Source organism: Streptomyces sp. NPDC048277, from assembly GCF_040652235.1.
GTDB lineage: Bacteria > Actinomycetota > Actinomycetes > Streptomycetales > Streptomycetaceae > Streptomyces.
The window spans coordinates 266,890-282,879 of the sequence record NZ_JBEZLQ010000014.1 but is presented as its reverse complement, the minus strand read 5'-3'; the positions used below and the strand labels follow the sequence as shown (position 1 = coordinate 282,879).

The 15,990-nt window shown below is 68.3% G+C and carries 13 protein-coding genes; 7 read left to right on the top strand and 6 right to left on the bottom strand.

The features are described from left to right. Positions 1 to 242: 242 nt before the first annotated feature. The 6 genes from rsmG to rpmH form a co-directional block, all read right to left on the bottom strand. A complete protein-coding gene (rsmG, locus tag AB0D85_RS29470; protein WP_362326568.1) occupies positions 243 to 959 on the bottom strand; it encodes a 16S rRNA (guanine(527)-N(7))-methyltransferase RsmG in 717 nt (238 codons plus the stop codon). A 117-nt stretch (positions 960 to 1,076) separates the two neighbouring features. Continuing rightward, positions 1,077 to 1,589: a R3H domain-containing nucleic acid-binding protein gene (locus AB0D85_RS29465; protein ID WP_362326565.1), complete on the bottom strand. Its 513-nt coding sequence runs from the start codon at positions 1,587 to 1,589 to the stop codon at positions 1,077 to 1,079. Positions 1,590 to 1,604: 15 nt separating this feature from the next. Beyond that, positions 1,605 to 2,918, bottom strand: a complete 1,314-nt coding sequence (gene yidC / locus AB0D85_RS29460; protein ID WP_362326562.1) for a membrane protein insertase YidC — start codon at positions 2,916 to 2,918, stop codon at positions 1,605 to 1,607. Positions 2,919 to 2,921: 3 nt separating this feature from the next. Beyond that, entirely contained in the window at positions 2,922 to 3,287 is a 366-nt protein-coding gene (gene yidD, locus AB0D85_RS29455; RefSeq protein ID WP_362326560.1) for a membrane protein insertion efficiency factor YidD, read from the bottom strand. After that, positions 3,284 to 3,655, bottom strand: a complete 372-nt coding sequence (rnpA, locus tag AB0D85_RS29450; RefSeq protein WP_362326558.1) for a ribonuclease P protein component — start codon at positions 3,653 to 3,655, stop codon at positions 3,284 to 3,286. The genes yidD and rnpA overlap by 4 nt, the downstream gene beginning before the upstream one ends. A gap of 21 nt (positions 3,656 to 3,676) precedes the next feature. Beyond that, entirely contained in the window at positions 3,677 to 3,814 is a 138-nt protein-coding gene (gene rpmH, locus AB0D85_RS29445) for a 50S ribosomal protein L34 (protein ID WP_015659252.1), read from the bottom strand. A gap of 374 nt (positions 3,815 to 4,188) precedes the next feature. Between rpmH and dnaA the strand changes: the two genes are divergently transcribed. The 7 genes from dnaA to gyrA all read left to right on the top strand — a co-directional run bounded on the left by dnaA (position 4,189) and on the right by gyrA (position 15,976). Then, positions 4,189 to 6,096 (top strand): chromosomal replication initiator protein DnaA, encoded by a 1,908-nt coding sequence (dnaA, locus tag AB0D85_RS29440; protein ID WP_362326556.1) that lies wholly within the window; start codon positions 4,189 to 4,191, stop codon positions 6,094 to 6,096. 929 nt (positions 6,097 to 7,025) lie between these two features. Then, positions 7,026 to 8,156, top strand: coding sequence for a DNA polymerase III subunit beta (gene dnaN / locus AB0D85_RS29435; protein WP_362326554.1), 1,131 nt, complete (start codon positions 7,026 to 7,028; stop codon positions 8,154 to 8,156). Between the two features lie 194 nt (positions 8,157 to 8,350). Next, a complete protein-coding gene (gene gnd / locus AB0D85_RS29430) occupies positions 8,351 to 9,226 on the top strand; it encodes a phosphogluconate dehydrogenase (NAD(+)-dependent, decarboxylating) (RefSeq protein WP_362326552.1) in 876 nt (291 codons plus the stop codon). Between the two features lie 29 nt (positions 9,227 to 9,255). Further along, positions 9,256 to 10,377: a DNA replication/repair protein RecF gene (recF, locus tag AB0D85_RS29425; RefSeq protein WP_362326549.1), complete on the top strand. Its 1,122-nt coding sequence runs from the start codon at positions 9,256 to 9,258 to the stop codon at positions 10,375 to 10,377. Next, positions 10,374 to 10,901, top strand: a complete 528-nt coding sequence (locus AB0D85_RS29420) for a DciA family protein (RefSeq protein WP_362326546.1) — start codon at positions 10,374 to 10,376, stop codon at positions 10,899 to 10,901. The genes recF and AB0D85_RS29420 overlap by 4 nt, the downstream gene beginning before the upstream one ends. A 374-nt stretch (positions 10,902 to 11,275) precedes the next feature. Beyond that, positions 11,276 to 13,339: a DNA topoisomerase (ATP-hydrolyzing) subunit B gene (gene gyrB / locus AB0D85_RS29415; RefSeq protein ID WP_362326543.1), complete on the top strand. Its 2,064-nt coding sequence runs from the start codon at positions 11,276 to 11,278 to the stop codon at positions 13,337 to 13,339. A gap of 42 nt (positions 13,340 to 13,381) precedes the next feature. Beyond that, positions 13,382 to 15,976: a DNA gyrase subunit A gene (gyrA, locus tag AB0D85_RS29410; protein WP_362326541.1), complete on the top strand. Its 2,595-nt coding sequence runs from the start codon at positions 13,382 to 13,384 to the stop codon at positions 15,974 to 15,976. Positions 15,977 to 15,990 lie beyond the last annotated feature (14 nt).

Here is a 15,990-nt window from a genome sequence, read left to right as displayed (position 1 = left end):
TGGACAACTCCGTGCCCCTCAAGGGGGACGGAGTGTCACCAGAGGCCCCCTCTCCGAGGGCTCCGAGAGATTTTCGGTCGCGTGGTTCGGCCGCGGCGCGGGTTCGACCGATGATGCCGTGCAGCAGTGAGCGACGTTTCACGTGAAACACGATGCACAGCGAGCGGTACCGAAAAGCCGCGACACTCCGTCATGCGTAGGTTTGGCAGCTTGTGTGGAGTACGTCTCGTCCGCAGGACGGATCAGCGGCGCCTACGTGCCCTCCCCGTACGAGCCGCCTTGGCCCGCTTGGCCGCGAAGCGCACACCACCCGGGCTCTCCCCGACCTCCACCCGCACGACGGTGGACAGCGGATCCACCACCCCCTCACCCACATGCAGGATCGACGTGGAGACCGCACCGAGCTTGGTCAGGGCGGTGGCCGCGGCCTTCAGCTCCTCCTCCGCCGTGTCCCCCTTGAGGGCGAGCATCTCGCCGTAGGGACGCAGCAGCGGAATGCCCCAGGCGGCCAGCCGGTCCAGGGGCGCCACGGCACGGGCCGTCACCACATGCACCGGAGGCAGCTTGCCCATGACCTCCTCGGCGCGGCCACGTACGACGGTCACATGGTCCAGGCCCAGCAGTTCGACGACCTCGGTGAGGAAGTTGGTGCGCCTCAGCAGGGGCTCCAGCAGGGTGATGTTGAGGTCGTCCCGCACGAGAGCCAGGGGGATGCCCGGCAGGCCCGCACCGGAGCCCACATCGCACACCGTCACCCCTTCGGGGACGGCCTCCGAGAGCACCGCGCAGTTCAGCAGGTGCCGCTCCCACAGGCGTGGCACTTCCCGTGGGCCGATCAGACCACGCTGAACGCCTGCCTCGGCGAGCAGCTCCGCGTAGCGGACCGCATCGGCGTAGCGCTCACCGAACACTTCCCGCGCCTGCTCGGGCGCCGGGGGGAGCTCCGCAGCCTCCGTCACGGGGACCGTCCTTCCGTACAGCGCCGACGCTCCGCGCGTCGGCCACCAGAACTACCAGGCTGACAAAGTTCGGCCCCGCCTGCTCAACAGACGGGGCCGGGGATATGCGGGGACCGATCAGGCCGGCAGCACGACGACGAACCGCTGCGGCTCCTCGCCCTCCGACTCGCTGCGCAGTCCGGCCGACTTGACCGCGTCGTGCACGACCTTGCGCTCGAACGGGGTCATCGGCTTGAGCTTGACGGGCTCGCCGGTGCTCTTCACCTCAGCCGCGGCCTTGGCGCCCAGCTCGGAGAGCTCGGCCCGCTTCTTGGCCCGGTAGCCCGCGATGTCGAGCATCAGACGGCTTCGATCACCGGTCTCCCGGTGCACGGCCAGGCGGGTCAGCTCCTGGAGCGCCTCCAGCACCTCGCCGTCGCGGCCGACCAGCTTCTGCAGGTCGCGACCGCCCGTGTCGCTGATGATCGACACGGAGGCCCGGTCGGCCTCGACGTCCATGTCGATGTCGCCGTCGAGATCGGCGATGTCCAGCAGACCTTCGAGGTAGTCCGCCGCGATCTCGCCCTCCTGCTCCAGGCGGGTCAGGGTGTCTGCACCCTCGGCAGCGGCGGAGGTGGTGCCTTCCGTCACGGGATGGGCTCCTTCTTACTTCTTGGACGGGGACTTGGGGCGCTGCGGACCGCCCTTGCGCTGGCCGGACTGGGCCCTGCTACGGCCGTTGGAGCCGCCCTTCGGCGTCTGTGCGGCGTTCGGCTTGGCGTCCTGCGGCTCGTCGGACTTCTCCAGCGAGGTCGTCTTCTCCGGCTCCGAAGAATCCGAGGAGTCCGAGGAGTCCGACGTGGCGTCGCCGGCCGCCTTCGGGCCGCCCGACTGCCGCTGGGACTTGGTCTGGCGCTTGGGCTGCTGCCGCTTGGCGGCGCCGGTGGTCGTCGTGACGCCGTCCTCGGTCGTCTGTGCGACGGCCTGGGCCTCGCTCTTCACCACGGTGCCGTCGGTCTGGGCCGCGAGGCCGGCCTTGTTCAGCGCGTTGATGAACTTGCGCTCGAACTCGTTGCGGTCACGGCCCTTGGCGACGATCGCCTTGACGATGGTCTTCTCGCTCCGGCGACGGGTCTTGCCGTGGTCCGTGACGTGCTTGGTGAGGCGCTCCAGGTAGGCGGCCTGGGCCTTGGAACCCGGGGTCGGGTTGTTGCGGATGACGTACATCTGCTGGCCCATGGTCCACACGTTGGTGGTCAGCCAGTAGACGAGGACACCGACCGGGAAGTTGATGCCGAAGACGGCGAACATGACCGGGAAGACGTACATCAGCATCTTCTGCTGCTGCATGAACGGCGTCTTCACCGTGGTGTCGACGTTCTTCGTCATCAGCTGGCGCTGCGTGTAGAACTGCGACGCCGACATCAGGACGATCATGATCGCGGTGACCACCCGGACGTCGGTGAGGGAGGCACCGAGCGCCTCCACCTTCGACGAGCCGTCCGTGAACTTCGCGGCGAGCGGAGCCCCGAAGATGTGGGCCTTACGGGCGCTGGCGAGCAGCGACTCGTTGATGACACCGATCGTCGTGCCCGTCGCGATGCCGTTGAGCACGTGGTACAGGGCGAAGAAGAACGGGGACTGCGCCAGGATGGGAAGGCACGAGGAGAGCGGGTTGGTGCCCGACTCCTTGTACAGCTTCATCATCTCTTCGGACTGGCGCTGCTTGTCGTTCTTGTAGCGCTCCTGGATCTTCTTCATCTCGGGCTGCAGCGTCTGCATGGCCCGGGTCGCCTTGATCTGCTTCACGAAGAGCGGGATCAGGCAGATGCGGATCAGGATCACCAGGGACACGATGGACAAGCCCCAGGCCCAGCCGGTGTCGGGACCGAAGATCTTCCCGTACACCGAGTGGAACTGGACGATGACCCATGAAACGGGTGTCGTGATGAAGCTGAACAGGCTGGCAATCGTGTCCACTAATCATGCTCCTTGGGCATGGGACGAAGTCTCTGCGGCCGGGCTCGAAGGAGCCTCTGAGGACGGCTTCGCTTCGGTGGCCGGTTCGGCGGCGGAGGGCCCGCCCTTGCGTGCGCGCCAGGCGCCACGCAGCATTTCGTGCCACCGCGGGCGCTTGCGCGGCGGGACATGGTCCACACCGCCCAGCGACCACGGGTTGCACCGCAGGATGCGCCAGGCCGTGAGGGCCGTCCCCTTGATCGCACCGTGCCGGTCTATGGCCGTGTAGCCGTAGTGGGAGCACGACGGGTAGTACTTGCACACCGGCCCGAGCAGCGGACTGATCGTCCACTGGTACAGCTTGATCAGAGCCAGCAGCGGGTACTTCATCGCGCGCCCCCTCCCAGCAGCCGCTCCACGGCGGCATCCAGGTCTCGGGCCAGCTGTGCATGGTCGGCGTCGCCCGCTCCGGGCAGCGCTCGTACGACTACCAGGCTACCGGGGGGAAACAGGGCGACTCGCTCACGCATCAGATGACGCAGTCTGCGCTTCACTTTGTTGCGCACGACCGCGCCACCCACTGCCTTGCTCACGACGAAACCCGCACGCGTCGGGGGAGCGCTCTCCCCAGGCGCGTGCGGGTCCGTGGCACCGCTACGAAGGTGGACGACGAGGGACGGGCGACCGGCCCGGCGACCCCGTCGTACTGCGGTCGCGAAGTCCTCGCGCCGCCTCAGCCGATGCTCGGTAGGCAGCACGACGTCATGACCTGATCGGGATCAGGCGGACAGGCTGGCGCGACCCTTGGCACGACGGTTCGCGAGAATCGCGCGGCCGGCACGGGTACGCATCCGCAGGCGGAAGCCGTGGGTCTTCGCGCGACGACGGTTGTTCGGCTGGAAGGTGCGCTTGCTCACTCGGGGGCTCCAGAAATCAAATCGGTGGTGGCGGGTGCCGTCCTGGCTGTCACCGTGCGCCCACGAGTAGCTCGCATCACGCCCGAGTGCACCGCTTCCCGATCACCTTCAGCGATCTGTGCCCATCGGAGGCAGGCGGCAGCAGCCATCGACAACTCGACCTGGTTACGGTACGCGGGGCTACGCCATTCGGTCAAACCAGCGGTGACGGAGAGACACTATCCACAGGCTGGGGACAACAACTTGAACCGCAGCCGCCACGCTGACTACCGTGGCTGAACTCCGATTCGTTCCTTTATCCCCGCCCGACCTGATTTTCATCCCGACCCGTCCTCGAACCACACGTTCGTGGGACCTGTGAGAGAGCGTGCCCTGTGGCTGACGTACCTGCCGATCTTGCCGCAGTGTGGCCACGAGTACTGGAGCAGCTCCTCGGTGAGGGCCGCGGTCAGGGTGTGGAGGCAAAGGACGAACACTGGATCCGGCGCTGCCAGCCGCTCGCGCTGGTCGCGGACACCGCCCTGCTCGCCGTGCCGAACGAATTCGCGAAGAACGTACTGGAGGGCCGTCTCGCCCCCATCGTCAGCGAGACCCTGAGCCGGGAGTGCGGCCGCCCGATCCGGATCGCGATCACCGTGGACGAGTCGGCCGGCGAGCCCCCGGCTCCGCCGGCGCCGCCCGTGCAGCAGCAGCGTTATGAGGAGCCCGAGCTCCCCTCGGCTCCGTACGAGGGCGGCTACGGCCGTCATCGCGCCGAGGACCAGGGCGGACGGGACCTTCCCAGCGCCCGACCGGCCTACCCCTCCGAGTACCAGCGCCCCGAGCCCGGCGCCTGGCCGCGCCCCGGACAGGACGAGTACGGCTGGCAGCAGCCGCGGCTCGGCTTCCCCGAGCGCGACCCCTATGCCTCGCCGTCCCAGGACGGGTACCGCTCGGACGGCTACGGCGACTCCTACTCCCAGGAGTACCGGCCGCAGCAGCCGATGGACCGGCCGTCGTACGAGCAGCAGCGCGCCGAGTACGAGCCGCCGCGCCCCGACTACGACAAGCGACCGGACTACGACAAGCGACCCGGCTACGACCGGTCCGACTACGACCAGCGCGACGCGGGCCGCCGTGAGCTGCCCGAGCCCCCGGGCGGGGCGGGCCAGGGCCACCGGGGCGGTCCCGGACGGCCGGACCTGGCGGGCCCCGGCGGGTCCGGGTCGATGGGCGCGAAGCCCGCGCCGGCCGGCGGGCCGGGTGAGCCGACCGCGCGGCTGAACCCGAAGTACCTCTTCGACACGTTCGTCATCGGCGCGTCCAACCGCTTCGCGCACGCGGCCGCGGTCGCCGTCGCCGAGGCGCCCGCGAAGGCGTACAACCCCCTCTTCATCTACGGGGAGTCAGGGCTCGGCAAGACGCATCTGCTGCACGCGATCGGGCACTACGCGCGGAGCCTCTACCCGGGCACGCGCGTGCGGTACGTGAGCTCGGAGGAGTTCACCAACGAGTTCATCAACTCGATCCGCGACGGCAAGGGCGACAGCTTCCGCAAGCGCTACCGCGAGATGGACATCCTGCTCGTCGACGACATCCAGTTCCTCGCGGACAAGGAGTCGACGCAGGAGGAGTTCTTCCACACGTTCAACACGCTCCACAACGCGAACAAGCAGATCGTGCTGTCCAGCGACCGGCCGCCCAAGCAGCTGGTCACCCTGGAGGACCGGCTGCGGAACCGTTTCGAGTGGGGTCTGATCACCGACGTCCAGCCGCCGGAGCTGGAGACGCGGATCGCGATCCTGCGCAAGAAGGCGGTCCAGGAGCAGCTGAACGCCCCGCCGGAGGTACTGGAGTTCATCGCCTCCCGTATCTCGCGCAACATCCGTGAGCTGGAGGGCGCGCTGATCCGGGTGACGGCGTTCGCGTCGCTCAACCGGCAGCCGGTCGATCTCGGGCTGACGGAGATCGTCCTCAAGGACCTGATCCCCGGCGGCCAGGACACGACGCCGGAGATCACCGCGACGGCCATCATGGCGTCGACCGCCGACTACTTCGGCCTCACCGTCGATGACCTGTGCGGGAGCTCGCGCGGGCGGCAGCTGGTCACGGCGCGGCAGATCGCGATGTACCTGTGCCGGGAGCTGACGGATCTGTCGCTGCCGAAGATCGGGGCGCAGTTCGGGAACCGGGACCATACGACGGTGATGCACGCCGACCGGAAGATCCGGGCGTTGATGGCCGAGCGACGGTCGATCTACAACCAGGTGACCGAGCTGACCAACCGCATCAAGAACGGCTAGCCGACGGTTCTACGGCGCTCAGGGCGCCCTTGGGAGAGATCCCGGGGGCGCCTTTTGGCGTCCTGGGGTGGTTCGGGGGTGCGTCGCTGCGGGCCCGGTGGGGGCTGGTCGCGCCCACGCGGGGTCGCAAGGAAACGCCCTCCGCTGTTCGATTACCGGCCGGGTTACGGCCGTCCTCCACAGATTTGCCGACTTTCTTGCGTCCACACCCTGGGGACTGTGAAGTTGTCCCGAACGTCGTCCACAGGCTGGGGGTTGAAAAGGCATCAGGGCAGCTCAGGTGGCTGTGGAATCGTGGATGACGGATCTCCACAGACTGTGGACGAAGAAATGATCCACAGGGTGTGCATGAAGTTGTCCACCGGTAGCCCACAGGCTGAGGGGCAGTTGTCCCCAGCGATCCCCAGCTTCTCCACACCGCTGTCCACTGTTCGGCAACGTGACGCGCCCGCTCACCGGGTCGAGTGAAAGGCGTCACACGAAGGTGCCGGGTTGGGCTGTGGGAAAGGTGGGTAAAGCTGGGGACGGCGTTGGGGAGAAGTCCCCTCGGGCTGTGCACGGCGTGTGCAGAACTTTCTGTTCTCCACAGCGACACCTAGTTGTCCACCGGCTTCACCCACAGGGGCAGTGGACAAAATCTCGGCCCTGAGCTGGGCAAACGAGGTTATCCACGGTATCCACAGGCCCTACTACTACTGACAACTAGAGAGAGCTCGGAATCCGTTTCGAAGAGGGCCCTGTGCACAACTCGCTCTTCGGCCTCTGACCGCGCCTCGTCACGACTTGACCCCGAGAGGCACCAGCTGTCAGTGCGGTGCGTCAGACTGGTCCCCGGTGTTCTTCCCCTCCCCGGGGCCGACGACACCGAGACAGACGACGAAGACGCAGCAGGGCGAGAAGCCCCGGCAACAGCAGGAGGCGGGCTTACGGTGAAGATCCGGGTGGAACGCGACGTACTCGCGGAGGCAGTGGCCTGGGCGGCACGCAGCCTCCCGGCCCGTCCGCCGGCGCCGGTCCTCGCCGGCCTGCTCCTCAAGGCCGAGGAGGGGCAGCTGAGCCTGTCCAGCTTCGACTACGAGGTCTCCGCGCGGGTCAGCGTCGAGACCGAGGTCGAGGAGGAGGGCACGGTCCTGGTCTCCGGCCGACTGCTCGCCGACATCTGCCGCGCCCTGCCCAACCGGCCGGTGGAGATTTCCACAGACGGTGTACGGGCGACGGTGGTCTGTGGATCCTCCCGGTTCACGCTGCACACCCTGCCGGTGGAGGAGTACCCCTCCCTGCCGCAGATGCCGAACGCGACGGGCACGGTCCCCGGCGAGGTCTTCGCCTCCGCCGTCTCCCAGGTGGCCATCGCCGCCGGCCGTGACGACACCCTGCCGGTGCTCACCGGTGTGCGCATCGAGATCGAGGGTGACACGGTCACCCTGGCCTCCACCGACCGCTACCGCTTCGCGGTCCGCGAGTTCCTGTGGAAGCCGGAGAACCCGGAGGCGTCCGCGGTGGCCCTGGTGCCCGCCAAGACGCTCCTGGACACCGCCAAGGCCCTCACGAGCGGCGACAGCGTCATCCTGGCGCTCTCCGGCTCGGGTGCGGGCGAGGGGCTCATCGGTTTCGAGGGCGCCGGCCGCCGGACGACCACGCGTCTGCTCGAGGGCGACCTGCCGAAGTACCGGTCGCTGTTCCCGACCGAGTTCAACTCCGTGGCCGTGATCGAGACCGCCCCCTTCGTGGAGGCCGTCAAGCGTGTCGCCCTGGTCGCCGAGCGGAACACCCCGGTGCGGCTCAGCTTCGAGCAGGGCGTGCTGATCCTGGAGGCCGGTTCCAGCGACGACGCACAGGCTGTGGAGCGGGTCGACGCACAGCTGGAGGGCGACGACGTCTCCATCGCCTTCAACCCGACCTTCCTGCTCGACGGCCTGAGCGCGATCGACTCGCCGGTGGCCCAGCTGTCGTTCACGACGTCCACGAAGCCGGCGCTGCTGAGCGGAAAGCCCGCGCTGGACGCGGAGTCGGACGAGGCCTACAAGTACCTGATCATGCCGGTGCGGCTCAGCGGCTGACCGTTCGTCCACAGCTGTGCACAGTGCCGGGTGCCTCCTGTGGGCGCCCGGCACTGTGGCTGGGTGGGGTATCCACAGGTGATCACCCCAGTTGAGCGGCTATGCCCACAACTGTGCACAAAGGGTCGGGATTAGGCTCGGACGCGGTACGAAAGTGCCTCTCCTGCCACACCGCAACCTAAGGATCACAACTGATGGAGCTCGGTCTCGTCGGCCTCGGCAAGATGGGCGGCAACATGCGCGAGCGGATCCGCCGCGCGGGCCACACCGTCGTCGGATACGACCGCAACCCGGACCTCGCCGATGTCCACAGCCTGGAGGAGCTTGTGGGCAAGCTCAGTGGGCCGCGCGTGGTGTGGGTGATGGTCCCGGCCGGGGCGGCGACCCAGTCCACCGTCGACGAGCTGGCCGAGCTCCTGGAGCCCGGTGACGTGGTCGTGGACGGCGGCAACTCCCGCTGGACGGACGACGAGAGGCACGCGGAGGAGCTGGCGGCCAAGGGCATCGGCTTCGTCGACTGCGGGGTCTCCGGCGGCGTCTGGGGCCTGGAGAACGGCTACGCGCTGATGTACGGCGGCGACGCCGAGCATGTGGAGAAGGTGCGGCCGGTCTTCGACGCGCTGAAGCCCGAGGGCGACTTCGGTTCGGTGCACGCCGGCAAGGTCGGCGCGGGCCACTTCGCGAAGATGGTCCACAACGGCATCGAGTACGCGATGATGCAGGCCTACGCCGAGGGCTGGGAGCTCCTGGAGAAGGTCGACTCCGTCACGGACGTGCGCGAGGTCTTCCGCTCCTGGCAGGAGGGCACGGTCATCCGTTCCTGGCTGCTCGACCTCGCGGTGAACGCCCTCGCCGAGGACGAGCACCTGGACAGGCTGAAGGGTTTTGCACAGGACTCCGGCGAGGGCCGGTGGACTGTGGAGGCCGCGATAGACAACGCGGTGCCGCTGCCCGCGATCACCGCCTCGTTGTTCGCGCGGTTCGCCTCCCGGCAGGAGGACTCGCCGCAGATGAAGATGATCGCCGCGCTGCGCAACCAGTTCGGCGGCCATGCCGTAGAGACGAAGTAGCAGGTAACGGGGAGGTCGGCAAAACACTCATGCACGTCACGCATCTGTCGCTGGCCGACTTCCGCTCCTACGCCCGGGTCGAGGTCCCGCTGGACCCGGGCGTCACCGCTTTCGTCGGCCCCAACGGCCAGGGCAAGACCAACCTCGTCGAGGCCGTCGGCTATCTCGCGACCCTCGGCAGCCACCGGGTGGCCACCGACGCCCCCCTGATCCGCATGGGCGCCGACCGCGCGATCATCCGCGCCCAGGTCCGGCAGGGCGACCGGCAGCAGCTGGTCGAGCTGGAGCTCAACCCCGGCAAGTCCAACCGCGCCCGCATCAACAGGTCCTCGCAGGTCAGGCCGCGGGACGTGCTCGGGATCGTACGGACCGTGCTGTTCGCGCCCGAGGACCTCGCACTGGTGAAGGGCGACCCGGGCGAGCGGCGCCGCTTCCTCGACGAGCTGATCACCGCGCGGTCGCCGCGGATGGCCGGCGTGCGGTCCGACTACGAGCGGGTGCTGAAGCAGCGCAACACCCTGCTGAAGACCGCCGCCCTCGCGCGACGGCACGGTGGGCGGTCCATGGATCTGTCCACCCTCGACGTGTGGGACCAGCATCTGGCGCGGGCCGGCGCCGAGCTGCTCGCCCAGCGGCTCGACCTGGTCGCCGCGATCCAGCCCCTCGCGGACAAGGCGTACGAGCAGCTGGCGCCGGGCGGCGGGCCGATCGCCCTGGAGTACAAGCCGTCCGCGCCCGGCGAGGCCCACACCCGCGAGGATCTGTACACCCAGCTGATGGCCGCCCTGGCGGACGCCCGCAAGCAGGAGATCGAGCGGGGCGTGACCCTGATCGGCCCGCACCGGGACGACCTCGTCCTCAGGCTGGGGCAGCTGCCCGCCAAGGGGTACGCCTCGCACGGCGAGTCCTGGTCGTACGCGCTGGCGCTGCGCCTCGCGTCGTACGACCTGCTGCGGGCCGAGGGCAACGAGCCGGTGCTGGTGCTCGACGACGTGTTCGCCGAGCTGGACGCCCGCCGCCGGGAGCGGCTGGCGGAGCTGGTCGCGCCCGGCGAGCAGGTGCTGGTCACCGCCGCTGTGGACGACGACGTACCGCACCTTCTCACCGGCACGCGGTACGCGGTGGCGGACGGGACGGTGGAGCGCGCATGACGACCGACGGACCGGCCCCCGAGAAGGAGCCTTCGGGCGTCGACCTCGCGCGCGTGGCGCTGCGCGCGGCGAAAGAAGCGGCACGCGCGCGGGGCGACGCGGCGCAGCAGAAGAAGCAGGCGCGGCGCGGCGGCCTGCGCTCCGGCGCGCGCGCCGACGGCCGTGACCCCATGGCGCTCGGATCCGCCATCAACCGGCTGATCACCGAGCGCGGCTGGGAGACGCCCGCCGCCGTCGGCGGGGTCATGGGCCGCTGGCCGCAGATCGTCGGCGACGACCTGGCCAACCACTGCGTGCCGCAGCGGTACGACGAGGACGAGCGGGTGCTGGTCGTGCAGTGCGACTCCACGGCCTGGGCGACCCAGTTGCGGCACCTCGCGCCGGCGCTGGTCGCCCGCCTGAACGAGGACCTGGGGCACGGCACCGTACGCATGATCAAGGTGCTCAATCCGGGCGGTCCGGCCCGGCGCTACGGCCCGTTGCGCGCCCCCGGGAGTACCGGTCCGGGCGATACCTACGGGTGACTTACGTCACGCCACGAGCCGGGTGCGGTGCCGTCGTACGGCCCCCTCGGCTGATCGTCGTACAACCGGACGCGGTTGCGAATCGCGACCTGACCCCGGAGTAGCCAAGGGTTGACAGCCGGAAGCGCTGAGTGCCTCCGTGAGCCTCTTGGAGCCCCCATCCGCATATCGGGAGTCGGCACAGGCGGGTTCAGGGCGGCACATGCGGACTCAGGTACCGGCAAACCCCCATCACTGTCGGCGCTACCGGTAGACTGGAAGCCAATCCCGCCCCAAACGTGGGGACCGTCCGGGAAAAGCTGAGCAACGCTGATCAAGGCTTACCAACGCAACATGCCGCAGCCGCTCCGGCAACCCGCCGACGAGCCCGGCTCGTGCTGTGCCAGAAAGGGCGCTTCGTGGCCGATTCCGGCAACCCCAACGAGAACATCCCGTCCACCGACGCCGGCGCGAACGGTGAGGTCACCGCCTCCTACGACGCCAGCGCCATCACCGTGCTCGAAGGGCTGGACGCGGTCCGCAAGCGACCCGGTATGTACATCGGCTCCACCGGCGAGCGCGGCCTGCACCACCTCGTGTACGAGGTCGTGGACAACTCCGTCGACGAGGCTCTGGCGGGCCACGCGGACACCATCGACGTGACGATCCTGGCCGACGGCGGCGTGCGCGTCGTCGACAACGGCCGAGGCATCCCCGTCGGCATCGTGGCGTCCGAGGGCAAGCCGGCCGTCGAGGTCGTGCTGACCGTGCTGCACGCGGGCGGCAAGTTCGGCGGCGGCGGCTACGCGGTCTCCGGTGGTCTGCACGGCGTCGGCGTGTCCGTCGTGAACGCGCTGTCGAGCAGGGTGTCCGTCGAGATCAGGACGGACGGCCACCGCTGGACGCAGGACTACAAGCTGGGCGTCCCGACGGCTCCCCTGGCCCAGCACGAGGAGACGGGCGAGACCGGCACCTCGGTCACGTTCTGGGCGGACCCGGACATCTTCGAGACCACCGAGTACTCCTTCGAGACGCTCTCGCGGCGCTTCCAGGAGATGGCGTTCCTCAACAAGGGCCTGACCATCCGGCTCACCGACGAGCGCGAGTCGGCGAAGGCCGTCGCCGGGGCGGACGAGGCCGGCGCGGACGAGAAGTCCGAGGTCAAGACGGTCACGTACCACTACGAGGGCGGCATCGTCGACTTCGTGAAGTACCTCAACTCCCGCAAGGGAGAGGCGGTGCACCCCACGATCATCGACCTGGAGGCCGAGGACAAGGACAAGAGCCTGTCCCTCGAGGTCGCCATGCAGTGGAACAGCGGCTACAGCGAGGGTGTGTACTCGTTCGCCAACATCATCCACACGCATGAGGGCGGTACGCACGAGGAGGGCTTCCGCGCGGCGCTCACCTCGCTGATCAACAAGTACGCGCGCGACAAGAAGCTGCTCCGCGAGAAGGACGACAACCTCACCGGTGACGACATCCGTGAGGGTCTGACCGCGATCATCTCGGTGAAGCTGAGCGAGCCGCAGTTCGAGGGCCAGACGAAGACCAAGCTGGGCAACACGGAGGCCAAGACCTTCGTGCAGAAGGCGGTCTACGAGCACCTCAACGACTGGCTGGACCGGTACCCGGTGGAGGCCGCGGACATCGTCCGCAAGGGCATCCAGGCGGCCACCGCGCGCGTGGCGGCCCGCAAGGCCCGCGACCTGACCCGCCGCAAGGGGCTGCTGGAGTCGGCTTCGCTGCCGGGCAAGCTGAGCGACTGCCAGTCGAACGACCCGACCAAGTGCGAGATCTTCATCGTCGAGGGTGACTCCGCCGGCGGCTCGGCCAAGTCCGGACGCAACCCGCAGTACCAGGCGATCCTCCCGATCCGGGGCAAGATCCTCAACGTCGAGAAGGCGCGGATCGACAAGATCCTGCAGAACCAGGAGATCCAGGCGCTGATCTCCGCGTTCGGCACCGGTGTGCACGAGGACTTCGACATCTCGAAGCTCCGCTATCACAAGATCATCCTGATGGCGGACGCCGACGTCGACGGCCAGCACATCAACACCCTGCTGCTGACCTTCCTGTTCCGCTTCATGCGGGACCTGGTGGAGCAGGGGCACGTGTACCTGTCCCGTCCCCCGCTCTACAAGATCAAGTGGGGCCGGGACGAGGTCGAGTACGCGTACTCCGACCGCGAGCGCGACGCCCTGCTGGAGCTGGGCCGACAGCGGGGCAAGCGCGTCAAGGAGGACTCGATCCAGCGCTTCAAGGGCCTCGGCGAGATGAACGCCGAGGAGCTGCGCGTGACCACCATGGACGTCGACCACCGGGTCCTCGGCCAGGTCACCCTCGACGACGCCGCCCAGGCCGACGACCTGTTCTCGGTCCTGATGGGCGAGGACGTCGAGGCCCGCCGCCAGTTCATCCAGCGCAACGCCAAGGACGTCCGCTTCCTCGACATCTGAGTCGGTCTCAGCTGACCGCACCAGGAAGGATCCTCACCAGCAATGGCCGACGAGAACACTCCTGTCACCCCTGAAGAGGGCGGCGACGTCGTGATGCGCATCGAGCCCGTCGGGCTCGAGACGGAGATGCAGCGCTCGTACCTCGACTACGCGATGTCCGTCATCGTCTCCCGCGCGCTGCCCGACGTCCGGGACGGTCTCAAGCCCGTCCACCGGCGCGTGCTGTACGCGATGTACGACGGCGGCTACCGCCCCGAGCGCGGCTTCTACAAGTGCGCCCGTGTCGTCGGTGACGTCATGGGTAACTACCACCCCCACGGCGACAGCTCTATCTACGACGCCCTGGTCCGCCTCGCCCAGCCCTGGTCGATGCGCATGCCGCTCGTCGACTCCAACGGCAACTTCGGCTCGCCGGGCAACGACCCGGCGGCCGCCATGCGCTACACCGAGTGCAAGATGGCGCCGCTGTCGATGGAGATGGTCCGCGACATCGACGAGGAGACCGTCGACTTCACGGACAACTACGACGGCCGCTCCCAGGAGCCGACGGTTCTGCCCGCCCGCTTCCCGAACCTGCTGATCAACGGCTCCGCCGGTATCGCGGTCGGCATGGCGACCAACATCCCGCCGCACAACCTGCGCGAGGTCGCGGCCGGCGCCCAGTGGTACCTGGAGAACCCGGAAGCCTCGCACGAGGACCTCCTGGACGCGCTGATCGAGCGCATCAAGGGCCCCGACTTCCCGACCGGCGCCCTCGTCGTCGGCCGCAAGGGCATCGAGGAGGCCTACCGCACCGGCCGCGGCTCGATCACCATGCGGGCGGTCGTCGAGGTCGAGGAGATCCAGAACCGCCAGTGCCTGGTGGTCACGGAGCTGCCGTACCAGGTGAACCCCGACAACCTCGCGCAGAAGATCGCCGACCTGGTGAAGGACGGCAAGGTCGGCGGTATCGCGGACGTCCGTGACGAGACCTCGTCGCGGACGGGCCAGCGCCTGGTCATCGTGCTGAAGCGGGACGCGGTCGCCAAGGTCGTCCTGAACAACCTGTACAAGCACACCGACCTGCAGACCAACTTCGGCGCCAACATGCTGGCGCTGGTCGACGGCGTGCCGCGCACCCTCTCCCTGGACGCGTTCATCCGGCACTGGGTGACACACCAGATCGAGGTCATCGTCCGGCGTACGAAGTTCCGGCTGCGCAAGGCCGAGGAGCGGGCGCACATCCTGCGCGGCCTGCTCAAGGCGCTGGACGCGATCGACGAGGTCATCGCGCTGATCCGGGCCAGCGACACGGTCGAGATCGCGCGTACGGGCCTGATGGAGCTCCTGGAGATCGACGAGATCCAGGCGAACGCCATCCTCGAGATGCAGCTGCGCCGGCTGGCCGCCCTGGAGCGTCAGAAGATCATCCAGGAGCACGACGAGCTCCAGGCGAAGATCACCGAGTACAACGCGATCCTGGCCTCGCCGGAGCGCCAGCGCGGCATCGTCAGCGCGGAGCTGGCCGCGATCGTGGAGAAGTTCGGCGACGACCGCAAGACCATGCTGGTGCCCTACGACGGTGACATGTCCATCGAGGACCTGATCGCCGAGGAGGACATCGTCGTCACCGTCTCGCGCGGCGGCTACGTCAAGCGGACCAAGACGGTCGACTACCGGGCGCAGAAGCGCGGCGGCAAGGGCGTGCGCGGTACGAAGCTGAAGGAAGACGACATCGTCGACCACTTCTTCGTCTCCACCACGCACCACTGGCTGCTGTTCTTCACCAACAAGGGCCGCGTGTACCGGGCCAAGGCGTACGAGCTGCCGGACGCCGGCCGGGACGCGCGCGGTCAGCACGTGGCGAACCTGCTGGCCTTCCAGCCGGACGAGGCGATCGCCGAGATCCTCGCGATCCGCGACTACGACGCGTCGGACTACCTGGTGCTCGCGACCAAGGCCGGTCTGGTCAAGAAGACGCCTCTGAAGGATTACGATTCGCCCCGCTCCGGCGGTGTGATCGCGATCAACCTGCGGGAGCGCGAGGACGGTTCGGACGACGAACTGATCGGTGCCGAACTGGTCTCGGCAGCCGATGATCTGCTTCTGATCAGCAAGAAGGCACAGTCCATCAGGTTCACCGCCTCCGACGACACTCTGCGTCCCATGGGCCGGGCCACCTCCGGTGTCAAGGGCATGAGTTTCCGCGAGGGCGATGAACTTCTGTCGATGAATGTTGTTCGACCCGGTACGTTCGTGTTCACTGCCACCGACGGGGGGTACGCGAAGCGGACCCGTGTCGACGAGTACCGCGTCCAGGGCCGCGGCGGCCTCGGCATCAAGGCCGCCAAGATCGTGGAGGACCGTGGTTCGCTCGTCGGCGCGCTGATCGTCGAGGAGAACGACGAGATCCTCGCCATCACCCTGTCCGGCGGTGTGATTCGTACGCGAGTCAGCGAGGTCAGGGAGACGGGCCGTGACACCATGGGCGTCCAACTGATCAACCTGGGCAAGCGCGATGCCGTCGTCGGCATCGCACGTAACGCCGAGGCCGGCAGCGAGGCGGAGGAAGTCGACGGCGAGGACGCCGTGGACGAGACCGCCGAGGGTGTCGCGACCAGCGGCACGGACGAGGGTGAGGCGCCCTCGGCCGAGTAGGCACGAGGAGTGAG